Consider the following 23,031-nt stretch of genomic DNA (forward strand, 5'->3'; position numbering starts at 1 on the left):
GGCGAGCGCGCCACGTCACGGTGCGACGCCCTGACGTGGCGTAGCGTCGCGTCGCGAAAAGCGAGCTCGAGCGTGACGCGCCGGGAGCGGCTCTCGCGGGAAAGCTGGCGCGAAGGCGAAGCACGACGCCGAGCTCGAGCGGGACGCGACTTCGGGAGTGGCTCCTGCGGGAGCGTCCGGTCGCTGCGGGAGCTACTTCGGGGGTGGCTCTTGCGGGAGCGTCCAGTCGTTGTGGAAGAGGCCGGCGGCGCGGATGGGGGTGGCGCCGAGCATCACCTGGCCTTGGGCGGGGGCGAGGGCCGCGTCCCATACGACGTAGTCTGGGAGGAGATCGGGGAGGGAGCGCGCGCGGAGCATGCCCGCGACGTCGGCGCCGGCGATGACGACGACGTAGCGATCCGGACGGAGTGGGTTGGGGTGGATGAACGCCGCGCCGACCTCGCGGCCGGTGATGGTCTGGGCGCCGAGCGTGACGCCGGTCCCGTCGACGCGGATCGGGAACGAGCCGCCGAGCGCGGCGAGGACCTTGTTCGTGCGGCCGAGGAGGAAGAGCGCGCGATCGTTCGCGAGCGGCTCGCCGCGGGCGAGGAACTCGGTGTCGCTCATGACCGGGTAGTGCGTCGGGACGCCCGGCCGGTTGGCGAACGCGCGGGCGACCTCGGCGTTCGCGCGCGCCTCGTCGCCGTCGGCGTACACGAACGTGATCGGCTCGTGGAAGACGTCGCGGAGCGGGCCCGTCACGTGGCCGTGTTTGTACGGGCCCGCGTGCGTCGCGGGGCCCTTCTCCCAGGTCGCGCCGGCGCGGTGGAGGACGAGCGGCTCGTCGGCGGCGAAGGTGAGCGAGGTGCCGTCCGCGACGACCGTGATCGCGGCGCTCGCGTCGACGAGGCGCTCGTCGCGCGTGAGGGTGAGCGCCAGCGCGTTCGTCGTCGTGAGCGTGATGCGCGAGCGCGAGGCGACGCGCGCGTCGACGTCGGCCCACCCCAGCTCGCTCGCGAGCTCGTCCACCGTCACCCACGCGCTCGTGGCGTAGCGCGAGCGCATCGTGCGGAAGCGCACGCGCGCGGGGTGGCGATCGAGCCGCTGCTCGAGGAGCCACTTGATGCCCTTGAGCTCGCCGTACGTGACGCCCCAGACGTTGTGGCCGAGGTCCGGGTGCTCGTGCTTCACCGAGTATTTCAGCTTTTCGTAGCGCTCGATGAGCACGCCGCTGTTCGCCTCCGGCAGATCGCGCGTGCCGTGCACGATGTAGAGCGGCAGGTGCTCGCCGTTCTCCGCCCACAGCACGTTCGAGCGCTCCTCGAGCAGCGAGCGCTCCCAGCCGCGACGGATGCGCGACGAGAGCTCGGGGCGGATCAGATAGCTGTGGTATCCGCAGAGCGGCGCCGCCGCCGCGAACACGTGCGGGTAGTGGAAGGGGAGGGACGCGGAGCCGATGCCGCCCATCGATGGGCCCGTCACGGTGATGCGCGTCTCGTCGATCGGGAAGGTCTTCTTCGCCCACTCCATCAAGTAGAGGACGTCGTCCTCGCCGATCTCGCGGTACATCGTGTTGCCGTGCGCGTACGGCGTGATCACGAACGCGTCGACGGGAGGGAGGGGGACCGCGTGACGGTCCTTCCACCAGGGGTCCTTCTTCTCGTCGTCCTGGCCGAAGAGCGCGCGCATCATCGAGAGCGGTGCGCTGTTCATGCCGTGGAGGCCGACGATGAGCGGGTACTTCCGCGCCGCGCCGGGCTTGTAGCTCGGCGGGACGTAGAGCCCGTACTCGCTCGGCGCGGCGTCGAACGGCGTGACGAGCGCGCGCCGCATCATGCCCGTGCGCCCGTCGTACGGGTCGAGGCCCTTCTCGAGGTTCGCGGCGATGCGGTCGACGTCCTTCGCCTCGTCGGCCTGCGCCTCGGTGTCGGCGTCGCCGCGCGCGAGGAGACGCGCGAGGCGCTGCGCGACGAAGCGGGCCGAGTCGAGCGAGCCGGGCTGGAGCCATGGCTCCCGACCCGACACCTTCGCGAGCGCGCGATCGATGCGCGTGAGCGCTTGCTCCGTCGCCGGCCGCGCGACGAGCGAGGACTTCACGACGCGCCCGGCGACGACGCTCTCGAGCGTCACCGTCCCGCTCCACGGCTCGATCGGCGGGAGCGCGACGACGAGATCGGAGGGGCCGGTCACGCCGCCCGCCGTCACGTCGAACATCCCGTCGATCTTCGCCGCGACCGCGAGCGGGACGCCGCGCGGTGCGCCGTCCGGGTAGCGCACGGTCAGCACCGGTCGGTAGCGCGGAGGGTCGGCGTGCGAGTCGAACGCGCGATCGACGACGAGCCAGGACATCTTGTTCGCGAGCGCGCGCGCGTCGTCGCTGGTGGTGTCGGGGAGCTCGAGGTACGCGCCCGCGGGCGGTTCGAGGCGTGCGTCGACGAAGCGCGCACGGAACGCCCACGCGCCGTCGCGCTGGTGGAGCTTCAATAAGAGATCGTGATCGCCGGCGGCGAGGTCGAGCGGGATGACGTCGGCGTCGTCGCGCAGCGGTCGCGCCTCGTCGCGCGTGTAGACGACCTTGCCGTCGACGGAGACGCGGACGCCGTCGTCGACCCCGAGGAGCAAGAAGTGCTTTCCGGCCTCCTCGACGTGAAGCCGTCCCTTCGCCCACGCGACGACGTCTTTGTTCTTCGCGCCGAGCGCGGCCTTGAGATCGACGACGCGCGCGCCCTCGCTCCCCGGATCTTGCTTGTCGCCGCCGGTGGCGACGACCTTCCATCCATAAGCCGGCGGGGTAGCGGCCTCCGCGCTCGTTGCCGCGAAGGGCCCCGCCACGATCCACGCCCCGAGCACCCCGCGCGCCGAGGGCGCGAGCTGCACCCTCGCCGGTGCGACCACCTCCGCCCGCGCCGCCCCACCACCCAGGAGAAGGAGAAAGAGGAGCCCGCGCGCCGTGAGGTGAAGGAGAAAGGGGAGGCCGCGCCCTCGCGACGCGAGGTGAAGGAGAAAGGGAAGCCCGCGCCCGCGCGCCGCGACGTGAAGGAGAAAGGGAAGCCCGCACCCTCGCGACGCGAGCCCGCGCCCTCGCGCCGCGAGCCCACGCTCGCGCGCCGCGAGCCCACGCTCGCGCGCCGCGAGCCCACGCTCACGCGCCGCGGGCCGAAGGGAGAGCTCGCGCGGAGGTGAAGCGAGGTCGGCGAGCTTTCCGCGGAGCATGGTGAGCGCTACTCGACGATGACTTCGCCCTTCATGCCCATGCTGCAGTGCGGCTCGCAGAAGTACGGGAACGTGCCGGCGACATCGAACTTGCGCTCGTAGGTGCCGCCGCCTTGCGGCGCGCCGCTGCGCGGGAACTTGTCGTCCTGGGTGCAGTTGTCGCCCGAGACGACGTTGTGCTCGCCGCCGCCCATCCACGTCCAGCGGATCGTCTGGCCGACCTTGATGCGTACCTGCGCCGGCTCGAACACGAAGCCGTTCGCGCCGCCGATCGACACGTTGACGACGTCCGCCTCCGCCGTCTGCGCCGGGTCTTCGCTGCTGCACGCGACGACGATGCCTGCGACCACGATGCCAAGAAAGAGCTGCTTCATCCGAAGGGTTCCTCCTAATCCGTAAGCCCCTGCGCGAGGGTACGCGGCTCGTCCTTGAAGAGGATCTCCACCTTCTTCGGATCGAGTACCCGCGTGACCACGCCGTCCCCGAATTTCTTGTGTCGAATCAAGTCCCCTTCGTTGAAGAGCTGATCGACTCGATAAGGTTTGAAGTCGTTCGCGAGCTTGCCGCTCACGGCCTGCGACCACGACTTCTCGCGATCGAGCGCCGCCTGCGCCGCCTTCGTGATCGTGGACCCGCGCGTCGAACGCGGTCCCGCAGAAGAGGAGGAGCTGCGCGTCGACGTGCTGGGCGCCTTCTCCCCCGGCGCGCGCGCCCGGTAGTTGTGATGGGAGCCGCACGTCGAGCATTCGACGCGCACGGGGACGCCGCCGACCATCGCGATGATGCGGTGGTTCAGGACCAGCTTGCACTTGGTGCACCAGCTGTCGGCCTCGCCACCCGTCTTGAGCGGTTTCGTCATGGGGCCGGCAGCATACCCCGTGCGCTAGCCGTCGCGATCGCGATCTTTCCGCTTCTCGACCGTGACCTGCGTCTTCACCTCGGGCTTGGGCAGCCCCGAGACGGTCTCTTGCGGCTCCGCGTCGCCTTCGACGGCGCCGATCTCGCCCGAGGCAGAGGCTCCGGGCGGCTGGCTCTTCGTCGTCTTCTTCTTCGGCGAGCCGTCGTTCGGCGTGAAGCGGATCGTCGTGTTCACCTCGAACTGCACGGTCGTGAGGAGCTTCTGCACCTCGCCGGCGAAGTTCGTGTGCTCGAGAAAATCTCGGATCTCCTTCGCGACGACGCGGAAGAGGCCGTTCTTCGTGTCGTCGATCTGCTGCAGGAGGTAGTGGGCGACCTCCTTCGGAAGCTTGAGGCCCTTCACCATCTCGCGGAGATCGTCGGGCGCCTCTTGCGCCTTCTCCACGCCGAGCTCGACGGCACGGCGGACGATCTCCGGGATGACGCCCTCGAGGCGGCGGCGCCGGCTCTTCTCGGAGCCCTCGGGCGGGACGCTGTCCGTGTCGTCGCGCTCTCTCGGCGGCGCTTCCGAGTCGCTCATCATGAACGGCTCTTAGTCGTCGCGTCGAGCGACGTCAACGCGCTGCGTCAGGCTGCAGCTTCGGTCAGGATCCGCGTGATGCCGCGGGCCGCGTGATCGACGTGGGTGTCGGCGTTCGGGTCGCGGCGCTTCTGCCGTGTACAGAGGAGGACGTCCTGGCCCGCGATCGACACGGTGCGGACGTCGACTTCGTGCCGCAGGGCTTCGACGCGCGAAGAGACGGTGGTGCTCAGCGACGACCACTCCCCGTCGGCGAGGAGCGGCGCGTAGGCAGCGAGCTCTTCGCAGACGGGCCACGACCCGGCGCCGGCGACGACGACCCCCGAGGGATCGGCCACGACGATCGCATCGAGGTCACCGGCGGAGCGCACGGAGCTGAGCTGGTAATGCAAAGCGACGAGCGGGTCGGAGCTGCGGCGGCGGCGGCGTTCATCCATGGCGCGTATCAAAGTCCGGAGCGCCGGGATGGGCCAAAAAGAATGCTCACCTCCGGCGAGCGCATGCGACACTCGTGGAGCGTGCAATTGGTCGTTCCGCCGGGAGGATCGTTCCGCGAGCCACGCCGCATTCCTCTCGGAGCGCGGCCGCTCACGATCGGCCGCGCGGAGAAATGCGAGATCCGCGTCGACGTCCCGGGCGTCGACGACGAGCACGCCACGATCAGCGTCGACGCGCTGATCTCGATCGGCCCCGACTGCGCGATCGGCGACGTCCCGCTCGACGCGGGGGTGCGCCGTCTGATCATGCCCGGCGACGACATCCAGATCGGCCCCATCGTCCTCGTGGTCGAGGGCGCCCCGCGCGCGCTCCCCGGCGGCGCGCACGGACCGCGCGTCCGCGTGGTGGAGGGCCAGAGCGCGGGGAGCGAGGTCGTCCTCGCGGAGGAGAACCGCGAGTACATCATCGGCCGCGCGAAGACGGCCGACCTCGTCTTGAAGGACCGCGAGGTCTCGCGCGAGCACCTCAAGATCGTCCGTCGCGGCCCGACGATCCTCATCCACGATCAGGCCTCGACGCGCGGCTCGTGGCTCGGCCGCTCCGCTGTCTATCAAGGCGCCACGATCGAGTGGGAGGTCCCACGCATGCTCAAGATCGGCGCGACGGTGCTCGCGCTCGATCTGCCGCCCGAGCTCCGGCGCGCGGCGCCGTCGGCGATCCCGAGCGCGCCGATGACCGCGCCTCCGCGATCGGCGCCCGCCGCGCAGACCTTCACCCCGTCGCCGGAGGTCCTCGCCGCCGGCCCACCCACGAACGTCGGCGTCTACCACTACGAGGCGAAGCCGCAGAACGACGGCGCGATCGTCCCCTCCACGCCAGGCGCGCTCCCCGCGACCCCGAGCTCCTCCCGCGCCCTCGAGCGCGGCGGCTGGAAAGCCAGCGGCACGAAGATCGGCAAAGGCTCCGGCCTCCTGCTCCTGCTCGTCGCCGGCGTCGCCATCCTAGGCGCCCTCTTCGTAGTCTTCTCCCTGATGGAGTAGGTTACTCAACGTCGGGGGCTTCGCCCCCGACACCCCCACCCCGCGACCACGGCCCTCGCGCTGCGCGCTCGGGTTTGCTTCGCAAACCGCTTTCGCGGCCGCAGTCGCGGGGCCCCGGGTGCATATGGCTGCGGGCGGAACGGGGCCCCAGACGCGGCCGCCACAGCGGTCGCGAAGCGACCCGAGCGCGCAGCGCGAGGGCCGTATCTGGGGTGGGGTGTCGGGGCGAAGCCCCCGACGTTGAGCAAGACTAGGCCACGAGCTTGCTGTGCGGGTTGGCGCCGAAGGGGTTGTCGTCGACCTTCGCGAGCGTCGCCAAGTACGACCAGAGGCCGGCGATGCCGGGGGTGCCGGGGGCGAGCGTGACGGCACCTTTGGCGGTGCGTCCGGTTGTGCCGACTTTCACATTTTTGCCGATGACGGTGGCGGTCAGGTTCGGCTGGTGATCCGAGCCCGGGAGGCTGCGCGCGAAGTCGCCCATGATGACGACGGTGACGTTGCGGGTCTTGTCCTCGACCATCCGCTTGATGAACGCGTTGAGCGGCGGGAGCACGGTCCGCATCTTGTTGCGCACCGTCGCGCCGTCGGTGTCGCCGTGCGTGTCCCAGCCCGCGTCCACGATCTGAACGACGTTCGAGCCGGCGCGGACCATGAGCTCCGCCGCCGCGAACTTCGACTTCAGGTTGTTCACCGCGGTCGCGTCGCCGAGCGCGTAGGCCGTCTTCAGCTCGTCGAAGCTGAACTTCTTCACCGGCGCCTTCAGCGTGTCGATCGCCGCGACGTAGCCGCTCTCGAGCGAGTCGAGCGACTCGGGGCTCCCCGTCAGCGCGTTGCCGCTCATCGTCTGCGCCGCCTCGACGCCGGCCGCCGCGATCGTACGGTCGGGGACGCGCGGGTCCGGCTTGCCGCCGCCGAGCGCGTCGATCGTCTTCTGCATGTCCGTGATCGACTGGAACGACGTCTGGCCGATCGGCGTGTACGAGGAGTCGAGGAGCCGCGGGCCGACGACCGCCGCCTTGAGCTGCGACGTGCCGCCGATCGCGTTCGCGAGGAGGAGCCCCGCGTTCCGGTTCTGGTGGTCCCAGAGCGCGCGGCGCGCGCCGGGGTGGTTCGAGATGCCGTGCCGGACGCCGACCGCGGCCATGTGCTGTCGCGTGAAGGGAGACATCGAGTTGAACCAGGCGAGGTCGATGCCGGGGCCGTTCCCGTTCGCGAGCGCCCGCCAGTTGCCGTTGTCCTTGCCGTTGCCGGTGACGCCGAAGCGGCCCACGAGCGAGTCGGCGCTCGCGAAGAGCGCGTTGTAGCCGCCCTGGAGGTGGAGGACGACGACCGAGGTCGGCTCCGTGACGGCGGCGTTCGCCTCGCCGATCAAGCGCGCGCCCGGGATGCGCGTGCCGATCGCCGCGCCGGCGCCGATGCCGAGTGCCTTCAGAAACCCACGACGAGAGAAGTTCATCTTCGATTCCTCAGTAGGTCATGAAGCCGGCGGACGAGAGGACGGACGCGCACGCGTACGCCCACTTGCGGCGGGGATCGGGTTCGGCGGCGGCGCCCGTCGTCGCCATGTCGACGCAGGCCTGGACCTCTTGCGGAGCGGCGACGCGGCTCCAGAACTTGCGGATCATCGCTCCGCACTGCGCCGGCGCGCTGGTCGCGTCCGGCGCGCCGGCGAACGCGGCGTCGGTCTTCGTGTAGTCGAGGCAGCCGTCGAACGCGATGTCGTACGCGGTCTGGAGCGCGATCGCGCTCGCGTGCGGCTCCTCGTACCAGTTCTTCGGCACCTGGCCGAAGGTCGCGCCGGAGCCGGCGAGGCGCGCGGGCGCGGCGCCGAGGACGCGCGCGTATTCGGTCTGGAGCGCGCTGAACGGCTTCACGCGCCCGCGGTCGTTGCCGAGGCGGGTGACGACGCGCTTTTCGGTGAGCGACGAGTGGTCGAAGCTCTGGTAGTCGCGGCTCTTCGCCTTGCAGAGCGCGGGATCGTTCGGGTCCTGCTCCTCCTGCGTCGCGGCCGTGTCGGCGGCGCCCGGGGCGTCGCCGTCGTTCGGGCGGCGCGAGAGCTCGCCGCTCTCGTCGGCGCACGCGACGAAGAACGTGGTGACGAGCGCGACGGAGAGGGTGAAGGCGTCGTTGGTCTTCATCGGGGTGCTCATTGGCAGAACGTCGCGTCCTTCGCGATGGTGGAGAGGGCGGACTGCATCGTGCCGGCGCTCGAGAACGCGTCGACGCACTTGTCGAAGACGGGGCCCTCGCACGTCGTCTCCGCGCGGCCGTAGAGGAACTTGAAGGCGAGGCGGCAGGTGTTGACCTTGAAGTTGTCGGAGTCGACGAGCGCCTGCACGAGCTCCTTGTCGTTCGCGATCGTCTTGCCGCCGAGGACCGTCTGCGGGCCGTCGACCGAATTGGCGGGGAACGTGACGACGCCGTCCTTGTCGCGCTTCGTCTTCGTCAGCGTCTTCGCGACGAGGTCGAGCGCGAACCAACCGGTGTAGTGGCAGCCGGCGCACGCGACGTTCTGGCGGCCGGCGGCGGTGTCGTCGACGCCCTCGACGTTCGTCGTCGCGACGAGCTCGAGGCCGGTCGTGTTCTGCATGATGCGGTACGCCGCGGCGAGGCGGTAACCCTGCGCCTCGTTGCCGGCGTAGCGCTCCATCCACGCCTTGCTCCGGAAGTAGCCGAGCCCGTTCGCGTTCGGCGTGACCGCGTCGGTCACGTCGTAGGCGCCGACGAACATGTCCTTCCACGGCAGCTTGCCGTCGGTCATGACGTGCTTCGTGAGCGTGTAGGCTGCATCTTCTCCCGGCATCATCCCGGCCTCGGGGTTGAGCTCGGAGTTGATGAAGCGCGCGAACCGCTCGAAAAACAGCGGATCGGCGAGGAGCGCCTCGACGCCGTCTTGCGGATTGGCGGACGCCGCGAGCTCGGGCGACGCGCTCTTGCCGGTGAAGGCGATCGCGAGGCGGGTCGCGCAGCGCTCCTTCAGCGCGGTCGTCTCGGCCTCGCCGTCGGCGCGGGAGGGCGTGGGCTTCGCGAGGGCCGCGACGAGGGCGACGGCGCCGGCGGCGACCGGAGCGAGCCTGCTGAAACGCATCATGTCCTACCCCGATGCACATGCCTTGCCGTCTTTTGTCAGCAATTTCACGGCGTCACGTTGCGCAACTTGCGCGGCCCGCGGCGCGGATGATGCGCAACGTGTCACCGCGCGAGTGACACCGCCGACCAGGGTGGGGAAGCCCCCACTCGCTAGTCGCAGCCGGGCATCCCCTGGCCCTTGCCGATCGCGCAGGGGAGACAGAGCTCCGTCGGCTTGCAGCTCGAGCGCGTCGTCTTCTGGACCGACCGCAGCTGGGTCGCGAAGCAGACGTCGAGGCAGACCCCGGGCATCCCGAACACGTCGCATTTGACGGTTTTACCGGTCATCTGCGCGGCGGGGGCGCAGACCTGGCCGTCCTTCTTGCAGCTGTCCACGTTCATGTTGTCGCGCTGCTCCTCGGGGACGCCGTCGAGGTTCATGCACACGCCCATGCCGTGGCAGCACATCTCGACCTTCGGCGCGTCCTTGCCGCCGGTGCACGCCTTCTCGTGGACGCCGCCCTCGCTGCACGCGCCCGTCTCCGTGACGCCGTCGCGCGGATCGATGCAGGGCGCGCAGAGCTCGTCCTCCGCGCAGTTCTTCTGCCCGAGGACCGCCTTGTTCTGCTCGGCCTGCTTCGAGAGGCGGCTGATGCAGCCGCCGTCTTTGCCGTTGAACGCCGTGCACGACGTCGCCTTCTTGCCGTCGGCGAGGAGGACCTTGTCCGGCACGCAGATCTCGGTCGCGGCGTCGCACGCGTCGTCGGCGAACTCCTCCTCCGGCATGTTGACCTTCGTCTTGTCGTAGCAGTGGCCGTCGCCGCGCTCGCCGCCGCCGCACTTCTTCGGGAGCGACGCGGGGTCGACCTTCACGAACGGCGAGTCGCAGGTCAGCGTCTTCGGCGCCTTCACGACCTCGTATTTCACGACCTCGTAGCGCTCCTGGCCGATCGTGCACGCGACGGAGCCGACCGCGAGCGCGGCGACGACGACGACGACGGCCTTCATCACTGGCACCCCGGGACCGCGCCGCCGGCCATCTGCTTCGCGATGTTGCAGGGGATGCACGACTCGGTCTCGCTGCAGACGTCCTGCTTGAGGAGGAACGAGGCCTTCGCGAGCGTCGCGTTGAAGCAGTGGCCCATGCAGACGCCCGCGCCGGCGAGGAGGCCCGCGTTGCAGACCTTGCCGCCGTCGAGCGACGACTTCGGCGCGCACATCTTCTCGCCGGAGCACGTGTCCTTGACCATCTTGCTCGCGATGTCGCCGCCGACCGCCATGCACTGGCCTTCGCCGCCGCAGCAGGCCTCCGCCGGCTCGGCGGGCTTCGCGGGCGCCTCGTTCGTCGCGCCGCCGCCCTTGCACTCCTCTTCCTTCACGCCGACCTCGCCGCAGAGCCCCGTGTCCGCGTTGTTCTCCTGCGGGTTCTTGCACGGCGCGCAGACCTCGCCCGCGTCGCAGGCGTCCTGCTTCAGGTTCGGCTCCGCGAGCTTGCGCTCGGCCTCGGGCAGGACGTCGAGCGCGGTGCACGCGCCCGGCACGTCGCCGAGGATCGCGACCTTGCACGACTTCAGCTTGCCGCCCGCGGCCTCGAGGATCGTGTCGAGGACGCAGACCTCGTCGGCGTCCTCGCACGCCACGAGCCGCTCGCCGCCGGGCGTCTTGTTCTTCGGGTAGCAGTGGCCCTTGCCGCCGCCGCACGCGGTGAGCTTCGAGAGGTCCGGCTTCGCCCACGCGCCCGAGCACGTGCTCGCCGCGCCGCCGCCGCTCGGCGCGTCGCCGCTCGAGGGCGCGCCCTTCGTCGTCGCGTCCTCGGTGCCGTCGACGTCCTCGGCGGGCTCGTACTTCACCGTCGTCGGGCTCGCGAAGGTGCAGGCCTGGCTGAGGAGGGCGACGGTACCGAACGCGAGGACGGCGGCGCGGGAGAGGATGCTCATGCCTCGGGTCATAGCGACCGCCGTGCCAGGCGCCGGAGACCCCTGGATCGGCGATTTACCCGCCGTTTTGGCGCGATTTTCGAGGCGCGCGGCGCGATCGAGGCTCGCTCGGAACGAGCGCCGCCTGATCGCGGGGATCGGCACGCCGAGATCCGACGACGGGGCGTGATAGAAGAAGGAGGCATGTGCACGTGCCACAGCGAGGTCCACGGAAAGCGTCGGCGCGCCTTCATGGAGACGGTGGCGGCGAAGGGGGACGACTGGGTCGCCGTGTTCGCCTCGGCCCCGGTCTTCACTCGCAACAACGACGTCGAGCACGAGTACCGCCAGGACTCGGACCTCTTCTACCTCACCGGCTGGAGCGAGCCGGGCACGGTCCTCGTCGTGACGGCCGAGAAGACGACGATGTTCGTGCGCGCGCGCGATCCCGAGCGCGAGACGTGGGACGGGCCGCGCTACGGCGTCGACGGCGTGAAGGAGCACTTCGGCGCCGACGAGGCGTTCACGATCGACAAGGTCGCGGAGGAGCTCCCGAAGCTCTTCCAGAACAAGAAGCGCCTCTACTACCGCCTCGGCCCGAACCGCGCGATGGACGACAAGGTGCTGGAGGGGATCGATCGCGCCCGCGCGCGCGGCAAGCTCGGTCACGCGTGGCCGACCGAGATCGTCGATCCCGGCACCGTGCTCCACGAGATGCGCCTCTTCAAGCACGGCGAGGACCTCGCCGCGATGCGCCGCGCCGCGGAGATCACGGCCGAGGCGCACCTCCGCGCGATGCGGTCGACGAAGCCGGGCATGCACGAGTTCCAGGTCGAGGCGATGCTGCTCGAGACCTTCCGCATGCACGGCTCCGAGCGCCCCGCCTACGGCAGCATCGTCGGCTCCGGCGTGAACGCGACGATCCTCCACTACCGCCAGAACAACAAGAAGATGGAGGACGGCGAGCTCCTCCTCATCGACGCGGGCTGCGAGTACGACTACTACGCGAGCGACGTCACGCGCACGTTCCCGGTCGGCGGCGCGTTCAACAAGCAGCAGGAGACGATCTACAACCTCGTGCTCGACGCGCAGCTCGCCGGCATCGAGAAGGCGCGGAAGGGGAGCTCGCTCGAGCAGATCCACAACACGTGCGTCGACGTGATCACGCGCGGCCTCGTCACGCTCGGCCTCCTCGAGGGCGACGTCGAGACGCTGATCAAGGAAGAGAAGTACAAGCCGTTCTACATGCACAAGACCTGTCACTGGCTCGGCATGGACGTGCACGACGTCGGCAACTACTACGTCGGCGGCAAGGCGCGCACGCTCGAGCCCGGGATGGTGCTCACCGTCGAGCCCGGCATCTACATCGCGAAGAACAACGACAAGGTCCCCGCCGAGTGGCGCGGCATCGGCGTCCGGATCGAGGACGACATCCTCGTCACCGAAGGCGAGCCCGACAACCTGACCGCGTCGATCCCGAAGAAGCCGTCCGAGCTCCTCGCCGCCTGCGCCTGATCTACTTCTTCACGCGGGCGCAGCGGCCGCCGACCTTGCCGTATTGGAAGTGGGCGGGCGTCGCGCCGCCGAGCTTCGCCTCGTCGCCGTCGTCGGAGGCGAGGTAGGCGGCGGAGTAGAGGGAGTGACCTTCGAAGCTGAAGCCCTCGAGGAAGATCGGCGGGGTGTCGCCCGCGAAGCGGAGCGTGCCGGGGCGCGACTCCGCCGGGATGGCGCCCGACGCGGGCTGGTTGCGGTTGCACGCGAGCGCGCCTGCGCCGCCGCCGGCGGCGGTGTCGCAGTAGCCCTTGATCGCGGGGATCGGCTTCGTGTTCGGCCACATCGCCTCGAGGAGGTTGCCGCCGACGTCGAACCAGCCTTCGCCGCCGTCCTCGGAGACCGCCTTCGTCACGTCCTTCGGGAAGCGGCCGGGCGCGCCGATGGACGGAGAGTCGTCGTCGGCGAGCGTGCCTCCGGTGGGGAACGCATAGAACTGCGTCTGCGCGCCGGCGGGACAGCCGGGCCATCCCGGGATGAAACACGCCTGGCCGTGGCCGTTCGCCCAGTTGAACTCGCCCCACGAGAGGAGCGTGCTCCACGGATGGAAGACCTGCGCCGCGCCGACCGTCGCGGGCTGGTTGCCGTAGACCTCGCGGTAGTCGCTCGTCCGCGCGAGCTCGCCGCCGTCCCACGCGCAGAAGATCGCGAGGAAGATGGGCGGCATGCAGTTCGCCGGCTTCTTGTCGAGCACGTCCTTGCCGTACTTGCGGACGCCGTTGCCCGGGCTCGTGTAGCCGATGCCGTACTCCTTCAGCACGGCGGGGTCTTGCCAGTACGTCGCGGCGCCGTAGCCGCCGGAGTTGAGGTAGCAGCCGTCGTAGCGGTTGATCGCGTCGTGCGGGAACGCGCCGAGCCAGAGCGGGAGCTGCGCCTCGCTGAAGACCTTGTCGTCGTTCGGGACGACCACGTCGAGGTACCCCGGAAAGTCGGTCGCGAGCTTGCCGAGCTGCGAGGTCGGGTTCGCCGTCGCGAAGTCGGTCGTGAGCTTGCGGAGGTTCCCGCCGTGGTTCGCCTGGAGGTCGTCGATGAACGCGCGGACGCGGCCGGAGGTGATCTCGTACTTGTCGAGCGTGCGCGTCTTCGTCACCGGCAGCGTGAGGCTCTTGCAGCAGCTCTCGTCGCCGGGCTCCTTCGGCCCGCACGTGTCGATGCCGGGCGCGCTGCCGGTCGACGGACGGCACGACTTCGTGGCGACGCACTTGCGCCCCGCGCCGCAGACCTTCGAGTTGCACTCGTCGTCCTTGTTGCAGCCCGCGCCGAGCGATCCGTCGCCGACGGGGACGAGCCCGGAGTCGACCTCACCGCTGGACGAGCTCGAGCTCGCGTTCCCCGACGAGCTCGACGTGCTGGATCCGGAGGAGGAGCCTCCGCTCGAGGAGTTGCCGCTCGACGCGCCGCCGTCGGGCTCGGCGCTGCTCGTCTCGTCGCCGCTGCAGGCGCCGAGCGAAAGGATGCATCCTGCAACGATGACCGACGCGACCGCGACGCTCCGCATCAGCCGATCGTGCCGGCTTCTTCGCTCGCGCGCAACGCCGCCGCGGCCGCGCGGCGCCGATCGCGTCGCAGCGCGAGCTGCCAGGCGAGGACGCCGAAGAGGAGCGCCATCGCGCCGCCGACCGGGAGGAGGCCGAGCATCCAGTCGACGAGGAGGGCGGCGACCTGATCGAGGACGTCGTGGCGATCGATCGTCATCCACTCGCCGGTGCGCAGGCGATGGCCGACCTGCACCTCGGCGATCGCGATGAACGGCAGCGTCACCGCGTTGCAGACGCGGGAGCCCATCCACGTGAAGAGGCGGTTCTTCTTGAAGAGCGTCGCGGCGGCGAGCGCGACGACGGTGTGGAACGGGATCGACGGGCTGCACCCGACGAAGACGCCGATCGCGACCGCCCAGCCGATCTCCTTCGGCTCGGCCCGCTCCGCCTTCGCGCGCTCCCACACCGCCTTGGTCTTGGTCCACAGCCAGCGGAACAACGACGAAGAGGCTAGCGCAAAGACTGGCCCGCCGCGCAGGCATGGCGATAACGTCGATGAATGCAGCTCGCGGAGCTGAAGGCGGCGTTCGTGACCCACCTCGCGGCGGAGAAGAACGCGTCGCCGAACACCGTCCTCGCGTACTCGCGCGATCTCGACGCGCTGCTCGCGTTCGTGGGGGAGCGCGCGGGATCGAAGCGCGCGCCGCGGCTCGACATTTACGTGCTCCGCGGCTGGCTCGGCGAGCTCGCGCGGACGTGCAAGCCGACGAGCGTGGCGCGGAAGATCGCGAGCGTCCGCGCCTTCGGTCGCTGGATGAAGCAGAAGGGCCACGCCGACGTGAACCCGGCGCAGGAGCTCGCGAGCCCGAAGGCGCGGCGCGAGCTGCCGACCTTCCTCTCGGCGGAGGACGCCGCCCTCGTCGTCGAGTCGCCGAACGACGAGAACACGGGCGCGCTGCGCGAAGAGGAGGCGGTCGCGCTGCGCGATCGCGCGTTCCTCGAGCTCCTCTATTCGAGCGGCCTCCGCGTCTCGGAGGCGTGCGGCCTCGACCTCGTGAACCTCTCGCTCGACGATCGCACCGCGCGCGTCCTCGGCAAGGGCCGCAAGGAGCGGATCGTGCCGATCGGCACGAAGGCCGACGCCGCGCTCCGCGCCTGGCTCGCGGCGCGGCCGCGCCTCGCGCACGCGAAGACGGGGTTCCTCGATCCGAAGGCGGTCTTCGTCTCGACGCGGGGGCGACGGTTCGGGCCTCGCGCGGCGCAGCTCGTGGTCCGTCGCTACGGGCTCGTCGGGGCGGGGAGGGCGGACCTCCATCCGCACGCGCTCCGCCACACCTGCGCGACGCACCTGCTCGACGGCGGCGCCGACCTCCGCGCGATCCAGGAGATGCTCGGCCACTCGTCGCTCTCCACCACCCAGCGCTACACCCACGTCTCGGTCGCGCACCTGCTCGCGGTCTACGACGCGGCGCACCCGCTCGCGAAATCGAAGCGTTCCGAGTAGGCTGAGGGTCCTCTCTCGAGCCCGGAAACGCCCTTGCTTCGCGCGCTCTTGCGCCTGATCCTCGCCCTCGGTGGCGCCGCCGTCGCTTCGCTCGCCGTCGCGTTCGTCGAGACGCGCACGGTGGTCGGGGTCGCGGTCGACGCGAACGAGACGAACGTCCCGCCGTGGGGCGGCGTGTTCGTGGGCGAGCTCGGGATCCTCGCGCCGGTCGCGCTCGCGGTCGGCGGCGGCATCGGCGTGCTCCTCTTGCTCTTGCAGCCGACGCCGGACTCGGGGGCGCTCGCGCGCCTCGCCGTCATCCGCGAGCGCGGCGGACACGACCGGGTGAAGGCCGCGGCGGCGGTGCCGGTCGGCATCTTCGCGGTGTTCGGGTGGACGGTCGCGGCCGCCCACGTCGCGCGCGTCACGATGAGCGCGGGCAAGCCGGCGGAGTCGGGCCTCGCGGTCGGCGCCGCCACGGTCGGCACGCTCGTCGCCGCGCTCATGGTCGCGCTCGCGTGCTTGCCGCTCGCGCGCCGCCTGATCGCGCTCGGCGGGGAGTCGATCCCGCAGCTCCTCGATCCGGCGCTGACGGGCAGCGTCGCGCTCGTCGTCGTGACGCTCCTCTTCATCGTCGGCGTGCTCGTCGGCGACAACAGCGGCGGCAACGGCGGCATGCTCGGGATCTTCGGCGTGCTCAAGCGGACGGAGCTCGACCTCCGTCCCGTCGCGAACATCGGCCTCCTCGCGCTCGGCGCCTTCGTGCTCCAGGCCGCGTTCGCGCGGCAGCTGCCGAGCGCGGCCGGCGATCGGGTGAGCGGCGCGGTCTACGGCGGGGCGGGCGGCTCGGTCGCGCTGAACCTCCTCCTCCTCGCGCTCACCGTTCGCGCGGCGACGACGATCGGCGAGCCCCCCGAGGTCGCGCGCGGGATCGAGAAGCAGGCCCCGCTCGGGAAGATCGCGCTCGCCGCGCTGCGCACCGCGACCGATCACGACAAGGACGGCTTCTCGGCGAGCTTCGCGGGCGGCGACTGCAACGACGCGGACAAGGGCATCAGCCCCGGCGCGGTCGACGTCCCCGGCAACGGCATCGACGAGGACTGCTCCGGCGAGGACACGCCGCTCACGGCGCCGCCGGAGAAGAAGGCGCCCGTCGCGGCGGTGGAGCGGCCGAAGAAGACGTACAACGTGATCCTCATCACGGTGGACACGCTGCGGCCCGACCTCGGCTTCATGGGCTGGCGCCACCCGACCTCGCCGAACCTCGACAAAATCGCCGAAAAAGGTACCGTCTTCGAAAACGCCTATTCCATGGCGTCGTACACCGGCAAGGCGGTCGGGCCGATGCTGATCGGCCGGTACCCGAGCGAGACGATCACGGAGTTCAGCCACTTCAACTCCTACGGCGACGCGAACGTCTTCACCGCCGAGCGCGTCCGCGACGTGGGCGCCCGCACGTTCGCGGGGATGTGCCACTGGTACTTCAAGCCGTCGTCCGGCCTGAAGCAGGGCTTCGAGGTCTGGGACACCTCCGCGATCCCGGCGGGCATGGGCGACAACGACAACACGGTGACGAGCGTCGGCATGGGCGACCTCGCGCTGAAGCTCCTCCAGAAGCCGGAGAACACGCTCGGCGAGGACCTCCCGACCGAGGGCGGAAACGTCGGCGCCGACGGGCAGAAGAAGCCGCACCGCTTCTTCGCGTGGTTCCACTTCTTCGATCCGCACGCGCAGTACGTCCCGCACAAGGACGCGCCGGACTTCTCCTCCGACAACACCCCGCAGCGCGCGATCTACGATCAGGAGGTCTGGTTCACGGACAAGCACATCGGCCGCGTGCTCGACTACGTCGCGTCGCAGCCGTGGGCGGACGAGACCGCGATCGTGATGACGGCCGATCACGGGGAGGCGTTCTACGAGCACGGCATGGCGATGCACGGCCGGGAGATCTGGAACGAGCTCGTGCACGTGCCGCTCTTCGTCTACGTGCCGGGCGTGCCTCCGCGCCGCGTGAAGCAGAAGCGCTCGCACATCGACGTGTCCCCCACCATCATCGACCTGATGGGGGTCACGATCCCGGACGACGGCTCGCTGCGCGGCCACACCTTGCTCGCCGACGTGTTCGCCCCGAAGGACGCGGAGCTCGAGGAGCGCGACGTCTACGTCGACATGCCGGCGGGCCCGTACAACGGCGCGAAGCGCGCGCTCGTCTTCGGCCCCACCCCCGGCATGAAGCTCACGCACCAGGGCGGCTTCAACTACCAGCTCTACGACCTCGGCGAAGACCCCGGCGAGAAGAAGGACCTCTCGAGCAACAAGGAGAAGCTCAAGGAGGCCATCGCCCGCATGAACGCTTTCCGCGGCGGCTTGAAAGAGATCGAGCAGAAGCCGAAGTGAGGGCGCTCTTCTTCGATCTCGACGGGACGCTGGTCGATTCGCGGCGCGACATCGCGGAGGCGTTGAACCGGGCGCTCGCGGGGGCGGGGATGGCGCCGCTCGCGCTCTCGGAGGTGCTGCCGCTCGTCGGGGACGGGGCGCGCGTCCTCGTCGAGCGCGCGCTCGCGGCGCGAGGGCGGGGGCCGGACGACGCCGTGCTCGCCGCGTTTCAGGAGGCGTACCTCGCGGCGCCCTGCGTCCACACGACGCTGCTCCCCGGCGCGAAGGAGGCGCTCGCGCTCGGGCTCCCGTGCGCGCTCGTGACGAACAAACCTCGCGCGGTGACCGAGCTCGTGCTGGAGCGGCTCGGCGTGCGGGACGCGTTCCGCGAGGTCTGGGCGGGCGGGGACGGGCCGCTCAAGCCCGCGCCCGACGGCGTGCTCTCCGTCGCGGCGCGGCTCGGCGTCTCCGTGCATGATGCATGGATGATCGGCGACGGCCCGCAAGACGTGCTCGCGGGGAAGGCCGCGGGCGCGTTCACGGTCGGCGTCCGCGGGGGCATCGCCGGCGACGCGCGGCTCCTCGCGGCCGCGCCCGACCTCGTCGTCGCGTCGCTCCTCGAGCTCGCCGCGCACGCGAGGCGGTGAGCTCGGTCCCGCCGCGGCGGCGAAGTCCCGCCGCGCACGCGGTCACGCCGCGGCGGCGAAGTCCTGCTTCTCGAGGAGGGTGCGGAGGCGCGAGCGGGCGCGGTGGAGGCGGGAGCGGACGGCGCTCTCGGTGATGGCGAGGCGGTCGGCGATCTCCTGGAGGCCGAGGTCGAGGTGGTAGTGCGCGATGACGACGTCGCGGTAGTCCTCCGGCAGCTCGCCGAGCGCCGCGCGGACGCGCTCGTCACGCTCCCGGTTCTCGAGGCCGCGCTCGACGTCGGCGTCCTCGTTGTCGTTCATCGCCGGCAGCGTCGCGAGCTCCTCCCACTCGAGCCCCTCGATGAAGCGGGTCCGGTGGCGGCGGCGCGAGCGCATCAGCATGAGCGCCTCGTTCGCGGTCACGCGGAAGAGCCAGGTCGAGAAGCTCGCCTCCGCGCGGAAGGAGCCGAGCCGGCGGACGATCTGCATCAGCGTCGTCTGGAGGAGGTCGCGGCGGTCCTCGTCACTGACCGGATAGCGGAGGAGCTGGCGCTCGACGTGCGGGGTGACCGTCTTGAGGACATGGTCGAGCGCCTGGGAGTCGCCCGCGACCGCTGCATCGAGAATCTCACGCTGGATGGCGAAGGCCATGAATCGAGTCCTTTCGGGGTACGGCCAGCACCCATTGCGACGATCGTGCCGCCGCCCCCGAAGACGGGAGGCGAGCATCGAAGCACGTGGTTCCGAGCGTTTCCGCCGGCGCCGGGTCCTCCGCCGCATGTCTCCTTTCCGACATCTGCCGTGCGCTCGGACAGGCCGGCGGTGCGAGCTTGTAAGTATCTCCAAGCTCGCGCGAAAACTTCGCTTTCTTCCTTGGAGGGGTGAACGACGGGCCGCTACGATGAGAGACTCATGACGGCGAAGTCCGCCTCGCAGCCCCGTGTCTCCGGCAAGTTGCCGGCGGCGGGGTTCAAGGTCGGCGACCTACTCGCGAGCAAGTACCGCGTCGAGCGGCTCCTCGGAGAAGGTGGCATGGGCGTCGTCGTCGAGGCGTACCACGAGCTGCTCGATCAGCGCGTCGCGGTAAAGCTGCTCTATCAAGAGGTTGCCGATCGCGAGGCGCAGCAGCGCTTGCTGATGGAGGCGCGCGCGGCGGCGAAGCTCCAGAGCGAGCACGTCGCGCGCGTCATCGACGTCGACGTCGGGCCCGACGGCCTGCCGTTCATCGTCATGGAGCTGCTCGAAGGCGGCGACCTCTGTCAGCTCGTCGACGTGCGCGGTGCGCTGCCGCGCTGGCTCGTCGTCGACTACATCCTGCAGGCGCTCGAAGGCCTCGCGCACGCGCATGGTCGCGGGATCATTCATCGCGATCTGAAACCGTCGAACCTGTTCCTCACGAACAAGGTCGACGGCACGCAGGTGATCAAGATCCTCGACTTCGGGATCTCGAAGTCGCAGGACCCCGGCGATCGTCATCAGAAGCAGCTCACGGGCGGGAGGGGCGTGCTCGGCTCGCCGCCGTACATGTCTCCGGAGCAGGTGCGCGCGCCGAAGACGGTCGATCATCGGACGGACATCTGGTCGATCGGCGTCTGCATGTACGAGCTGCTCTCGAACTCGATGCCGTTCGGCGGCGACGAGATCCAGGAGACGTTCGCGCAGATCCTCGAGAAGCAGCCGCTGCCGCTCACGCGCCTCGTCGACGGCATCCCCGAAGGCCTCGAGCAGGTCGTCATGAAGTGCCTCGCGAAGAAGCGCGAGGACCGCTGGACCGACGTCGCCGAGCTGGCGCGCGCGCTCGCTCCGTTCGGCTCCGGCGCGTGGATCCAGGCGCCCGACCGCATCCAGGCCACGCTCGCGCGCGCGTTGATGGAGGACATCACGAGCTCGAGCGGCACGCGGCTGCGCGGGCCCGTCTCGACCGGCCGCATCCACGCCGGCCCTCCGTCGTCGTCGCACTCGCATCCCTCGCACCCGGGGATGCCGATCGCGAACCAGCGACGACTCGACTCCGCCGAGCTGCACGGCACCGCGAACACCGTCGTCATCGGCTTCGATCGCAAGCCGAAGAAGTGGCTGCTCCCCGTCGTCGCGGCGATGGGGGCGTGCCTCGCGATCGGGTGCGGCCTGATCGGTGTATGGTACATGCAAACCCGCGTCACCCCGCTCCCGGCCGAGGCGCCCGTCGTCGCGATCGAGGAGCCGCCGCCGCCCGCCGAGACGGTGCCGGTGGCGCCGCCGCCGGCGCCGACGCCGGGCAACCTGATCGGCGCGTCGCCGATGCCGCCGGAGCCGAGCGCCGCGCCGACGACGGGCAAGACCCCGCGCAGCACGCACGCCTCGCGCCCCGCGACGACGCCCAAAGCCTCCACCGCATCACCCTCTCCGTCTCCGCAAAAGCTGCCTTCCGTTCTTGGCAACAGCCGACAGTGACTCGCTCTCGCTCCGTCCTCGTCTCCCTCGCCGTACTCGCGTGGTCCGCTGGCGCGCAGGCGCAGCCGCTCGATCGGGACGCCGACGCCGATCGCCTCTTCAAGGAGGGGCAGAAGCTGATGGAGGAGCGCCGCTTCGCGGAGGCGTGCCCGAAGCTCGAGTCGGCGTACAAGAAGGATCAGCAGCTCGGGACGCTCCTGAACCTCGCGTACTGCCACAAGGAGATGGGCTCGACCTGGCTCTCGTGGGTGGAGTTCCGCGAGGCCGAGTCGAAGGCGGTCGAGCTCAAACGCACCGACCGCCGCGACTTCGCGCGCGAGAAGATGCGCGAGCTCGAGAAGAGCCTGTCGAAGGTCGTGGTCGATCCGAAGGCGGGCGTGGAGCTGGCGCAGGTCGACGTCGAAGACCGGCGCGTCTACGAGGCCGAGAAGGGCGTCCCGTTCGCGGTCGAGCCGAACGGACAACGGAAGTTCGTGTTCCACGCGCGCGGCAAGAAGCCGGGCGTGCTCCTCGTGAACGTCCCTCCGCTCGCGAAGGACGGGAAGGTCCAGCACGTCACGATCCCCGAGCTCGTGAACGACGACCTGGGCTCCTCCGCGAGCGTGACGACGGACACGCCGCCGCCTCCCCAAGGCGGCGAGCCGGCGCGCGGCGAGAAGTCGTCGTGGTCGGGGCAGAAGACGCTCGCGGTCGTCGCGGGCGTGCTCGGTCTCGGCGGCGTCGCGGTCGGCTCCGTGTTCGGCGTGAAGACGGTGACGGGACCATGCAGCGACGGGCCGAGGTCGGAGGGCGGCGGCTTCTGCGGTGACGAAGACCTCGCGCGGACCAACCGCGAGGCGATGATCTCCAACATCGGCTTCATCGCGGGCGGCGTGCTCGTCGCCGGCGCGGTCGTCCTCTGGATCACGGCGCCGTCGAGCTCGGGCCGGAGCGCGCAGGTGACGGTCGGGCCGTCGTGGGCGGGCCTCGGCGGCACGTTCTGACCGCGCTGCTCGAGGGAGGGTCGATCGATGAAGGGCACGCTCGAGCATCCGCTCCCGGAGGGGATGCGCGACCTCCTCCCGGAAGAGGCGGAGCGACGGCGCGACCTCGTCGAACGGCTCCTCGCGCGCTTCGCGCGTCGCGGGTACCGCGTCGTCACGCCGCCGATCTTCGAGCTCGCGAGCGTCCTCGAGCGCGGCCTCCGGAGCGAGGACCACCTCAAGTTCGTCGAGCCCGACTCGGGCGAGGTCTGCATCCTGCGGCCCGACATGACGGCGCAGATCGCGCGCATCGTCGCGACGCGCTTCGCCGGCCGCGCGCCGCCGTTTCGTCTCGCGTACGAAGGGACGGTCGTGCGCCGCCGCACGTCGCGCGCGAAGAAGCACCGCCAGATCCCGCAGGTCGGCGTCGAGCTCTGCGGCGTGGCCGGCGCGGACGGCGACCTCGAGCTGCTCGAGACGGCGGCCGACGCGCTCGCAGAGGGCGCGGGCCTCCAGCGCTTCACGATCGACCTCTCCGACGCGGGGATCGTGCGCGCGCTCCTCGCCGGCGTCGCGCCGCCGCTCGCGGCGCAGGTCTCGCACGCGCTCGCGCAGAAGGACGAGCCGACGCTCCACGAGCTCGCCGCCGACCTCCCGCACGGACGGCGCGTGCTCGCGCTCGCGCACCTCCACGGCGGCCGCGACGCGATCGTCGACGCGATCGCGCTCCTCGGCGGGACCGCGGCGGAGGAGCCCGCGCGCCGTCTCCTCGCGCTCTTCGACGCCGCGGCCGCGCGCGGGCTCGGCGCGCGCCTCTCCGCCGATCCGGGCGAGGTGCGATCGCTTGCATATTACACGGGCACGATCTTCTCGCTCTACGCCGAGGGGCCGGGCGAGCCGATCGGCGGCGGAGGTCGCTACGACGATCTCCTCTCCCGCTACGGCGCGCCGCAGCCGGCGGTGGGCTTCGGCCTCGACCTCGACGCGCTCGAATGGGCGCTCGAGTCGCAAGGCGGGCATGCTAAGTAG

Annotated in this window: 22 protein-coding genes; 9 read left to right on the forward strand and 13 right to left on the reverse strand. The window is 70.6% G+C overall.

Annotation, left to right across the window (positions count from 1 at the left end; genetic code table 11):
• Nucleotides 1–192: 192 nt before the first annotated feature.
• A complete protein-coding gene (locus KF837_22485) occupies nucleotides 193–2,856 on the reverse strand; it encodes a hypothetical protein (protein ID MBX3230106.1) in 2,664 nt (887 codons plus the stop codon).
• Nucleotides 2,857–2,934: 78 nt separating this feature from the next.
• Between KF837_22485 and KF837_22490 the strand changes: the two genes are divergently transcribed.
• On the forward strand, nucleotides 2,935–3,162 hold the full coding sequence (locus KF837_22490; GenBank protein MBX3230107.1) for a hypothetical protein: 228 nt from the start codon (nucleotides 2,935–2,937) through the stop codon (nucleotides 3,160–3,162).
• 38 nt (nucleotides 3,163–3,200) lie between these two features.
• Here the strand turns inward: KF837_22490 and KF837_22495 are convergent, their stop codons facing one another.
• From KF837_22495 to KF837_22510, 4 genes are read right to left on the reverse strand one after another with little or no spacing between them, the layout of a single operon-like run.
• A complete protein-coding gene (locus KF837_22495) occupies nucleotides 3,201–3,566 on the reverse strand; it encodes a hypothetical protein (GenBank protein ID MBX3230108.1) in 366 nt (121 codons plus the stop codon).
• A 14-nt stretch (nucleotides 3,567–3,580) separates the two neighbouring features.
• Complete coding sequence (locus KF837_22500) at nucleotides 3,581–4,051, reverse strand: hypothetical protein (GenBank protein ID MBX3230109.1); 471 nt, start codon at nucleotides 4,049–4,051, stop codon at nucleotides 3,581–3,583.
• Nucleotides 4,052–4,075: 24 nt separating this feature from the next.
• Entirely contained in the window at nucleotides 4,076–4,630 is a 555-nt protein-coding gene (locus tag KF837_22505; protein ID MBX3230110.1) for a hypothetical protein, read from the reverse strand.
• Between the two features lie 47 nt (nucleotides 4,631–4,677).
• Entirely contained in the window at nucleotides 4,678–5,139 is a 462-nt protein-coding gene (locus KF837_22510) for a hypothetical protein (protein MBX3230111.1), read from the reverse strand.
• Between the two features lie 9 nt (nucleotides 5,140–5,148).
• Between KF837_22510 and KF837_22515 the strand changes: the two genes are divergently transcribed.
• A complete protein-coding gene (locus KF837_22515) occupies nucleotides 5,149–6,108 on the forward strand; it encodes an FHA domain-containing protein (GenBank protein ID MBX3230112.1) in 960 nt (319 codons plus the stop codon).
• A gap of 250 nt (nucleotides 6,109–6,358) precedes the next feature.
• On the opposite strand, the gene KF837_22520 is transcribed toward KF837_22515, so the two are convergent.
• From KF837_22520 to KF837_22540, 5 genes are all read right to left on the reverse strand, one after another.
• The gene (locus KF837_22520) at nucleotides 6,359–7,564 is read right to left on the reverse strand and encodes a DUF1501 domain-containing protein (protein MBX3230113.1); all 1,206 of its coding nucleotides are present in this window, start codon (nucleotides 7,562–7,564) and stop codon (nucleotides 6,359–6,361) included.
• A 10-nt stretch (nucleotides 7,565–7,574) separates the two neighbouring features.
• Nucleotides 7,575–8,258 (reverse strand): hypothetical protein, encoded by a 684-nt coding sequence (locus tag KF837_22525; protein ID MBX3230114.1) that lies wholly within the window; start codon nucleotides 8,256–8,258, stop codon nucleotides 7,575–7,577.
• On the reverse strand, nucleotides 8,255–9,199 hold the full coding sequence (locus KF837_22530; protein ID MBX3230115.1) for a hypothetical protein: 945 nt from the start codon (nucleotides 9,197–9,199) through the stop codon (nucleotides 8,255–8,257). Before KF837_22530 ends, KF837_22525 begins: the two co-directional genes overlap by 4 nt.
• Nucleotides 9,200–9,348: 149 nt before the next feature.
• On the reverse strand, nucleotides 9,349–10,185 hold the full coding sequence (locus KF837_22535) for a hypothetical protein (GenBank protein MBX3230116.1): 837 nt from the start codon (nucleotides 10,183–10,185) through the stop codon (nucleotides 9,349–9,351).
• Complete coding sequence (locus KF837_22540) at nucleotides 10,185–11,114, reverse strand: hypothetical protein (protein ID MBX3230117.1); 930 nt, start codon at nucleotides 11,112–11,114, stop codon at nucleotides 10,185–10,187. The genes KF837_22535 and KF837_22540 overlap by 1 nt, the downstream gene beginning before the upstream one ends.
• Before the next feature lie 183 nt (nucleotides 11,115–11,297).
• On the opposite strand from KF837_22540, the gene KF837_22545 reads away from it, so the two are divergent.
• Nucleotides 11,298–12,608, forward strand: a complete 1,311-nt coding sequence (locus KF837_22545) for an aminopeptidase P N-terminal domain-containing protein (GenBank protein MBX3230118.1) — start codon at nucleotides 11,298–11,300, stop codon at nucleotides 12,606–12,608.
• Between the two features lies 1 nt (nucleotide 12,609).
• Here KF837_22545 and KF837_22550 read toward each other — a convergent pair whose 3' ends face one another.
• Nucleotides 12,610–14,142 (reverse strand): hypothetical protein, encoded by a 1,533-nt coding sequence (locus KF837_22550; protein MBX3230119.1) that lies wholly within the window; start codon nucleotides 14,140–14,142, stop codon nucleotides 12,610–12,612.
• Complete coding sequence (locus KF837_22555) at nucleotides 14,142–14,621, reverse strand: DUF2062 domain-containing protein (GenBank protein ID MBX3230120.1); 480 nt, start codon at nucleotides 14,619–14,621, stop codon at nucleotides 14,142–14,144. Before KF837_22555 ends, KF837_22550 begins: the two co-directional genes overlap by 1 nt.
• 60 nt (nucleotides 14,622–14,681) lie before the next feature.
• Between KF837_22555 and KF837_22560 the strand changes: the two genes are divergently transcribed.
• Genes KF837_22560 through KF837_22570 form a run of 3 tightly spaced genes read left to right on the forward strand, consistent with a single transcriptional unit; the run spans nucleotide 14,682 to nucleotide 18,628 of the window.
• Nucleotides 14,682–15,626 carry a tyrosine recombinase XerC gene (locus KF837_22560; GenBank protein MBX3230121.1) on the forward strand — a complete coding sequence of 315 codons (945 nt, stop codon included), beginning with the start codon at nucleotides 14,682–14,684 and terminating at the stop codon, nucleotides 15,624–15,626.
• Between the two features lie 48 nt (nucleotides 15,627–15,674).
• Complete coding sequence (locus tag KF837_22565) at nucleotides 15,675–18,002, forward strand: sulfatase-like hydrolase/transferase (GenBank protein ID MBX3230122.1); 2,328 nt, start codon at nucleotides 15,675–15,677, stop codon at nucleotides 18,000–18,002.
• Nucleotides 17,999–18,628 carry an HAD hydrolase-like protein gene (locus KF837_22570; GenBank protein MBX3230123.1) on the forward strand — a complete coding sequence of 210 codons (630 nt, stop codon included), beginning with the start codon at nucleotides 17,999–18,001 and terminating at the stop codon, nucleotides 18,626–18,628. The genes KF837_22565 and KF837_22570 overlap by 4 nt, the downstream gene beginning before the upstream one ends.
• A 42-nt stretch (nucleotides 18,629–18,670) precedes the next feature.
• On the opposite strand, the gene KF837_22575 is transcribed toward KF837_22570, so the two are convergent.
• Nucleotides 18,671–19,336, reverse strand: a complete 666-nt coding sequence (locus tag KF837_22575; protein MBX3230124.1) for a sigma-70 family RNA polymerase sigma factor — start codon at nucleotides 19,334–19,336, stop codon at nucleotides 18,671–18,673.
• A 183-nt stretch (nucleotides 19,337–19,519) separates the two neighbouring features.
• Between KF837_22575 and KF837_22580 the strand changes: the two genes are divergently transcribed.
• From KF837_22580 to KF837_22590, 3 genes are read left to right on the forward strand one after another with little or no spacing between them, the layout of a single operon-like run.
• Entirely contained in the window at nucleotides 19,520–21,040 is a 1,521-nt protein-coding gene (locus KF837_22580; GenBank protein ID MBX3230125.1) for a protein kinase, read from the forward strand.
• Nucleotides 21,037–22,023: a hypothetical protein gene (locus tag KF837_22585; GenBank protein MBX3230126.1), complete on the forward strand. Its 987-nt coding sequence runs from the start codon at nucleotides 21,037–21,039 to the stop codon at nucleotides 22,021–22,023. Before KF837_22580 ends, KF837_22585 begins: the two co-directional genes overlap by 4 nt.
• Nucleotides 22,024–22,050: 27 nt before the next feature.
• Nucleotides 22,051–23,031, forward strand: coding sequence for an ATP phosphoribosyltransferase regulatory subunit (locus KF837_22590; GenBank protein ID MBX3230127.1), 981 nt, complete (start codon nucleotides 22,051–22,053; stop codon nucleotides 23,029–23,031).

This window comes from Labilithrix sp., from assembly GCA_019637155.1.
Taxonomy (GTDB): domain Bacteria; phylum Myxococcota_A; class Polyangia; order Polyangiales; family Polyangiaceae; genus Labilithrix.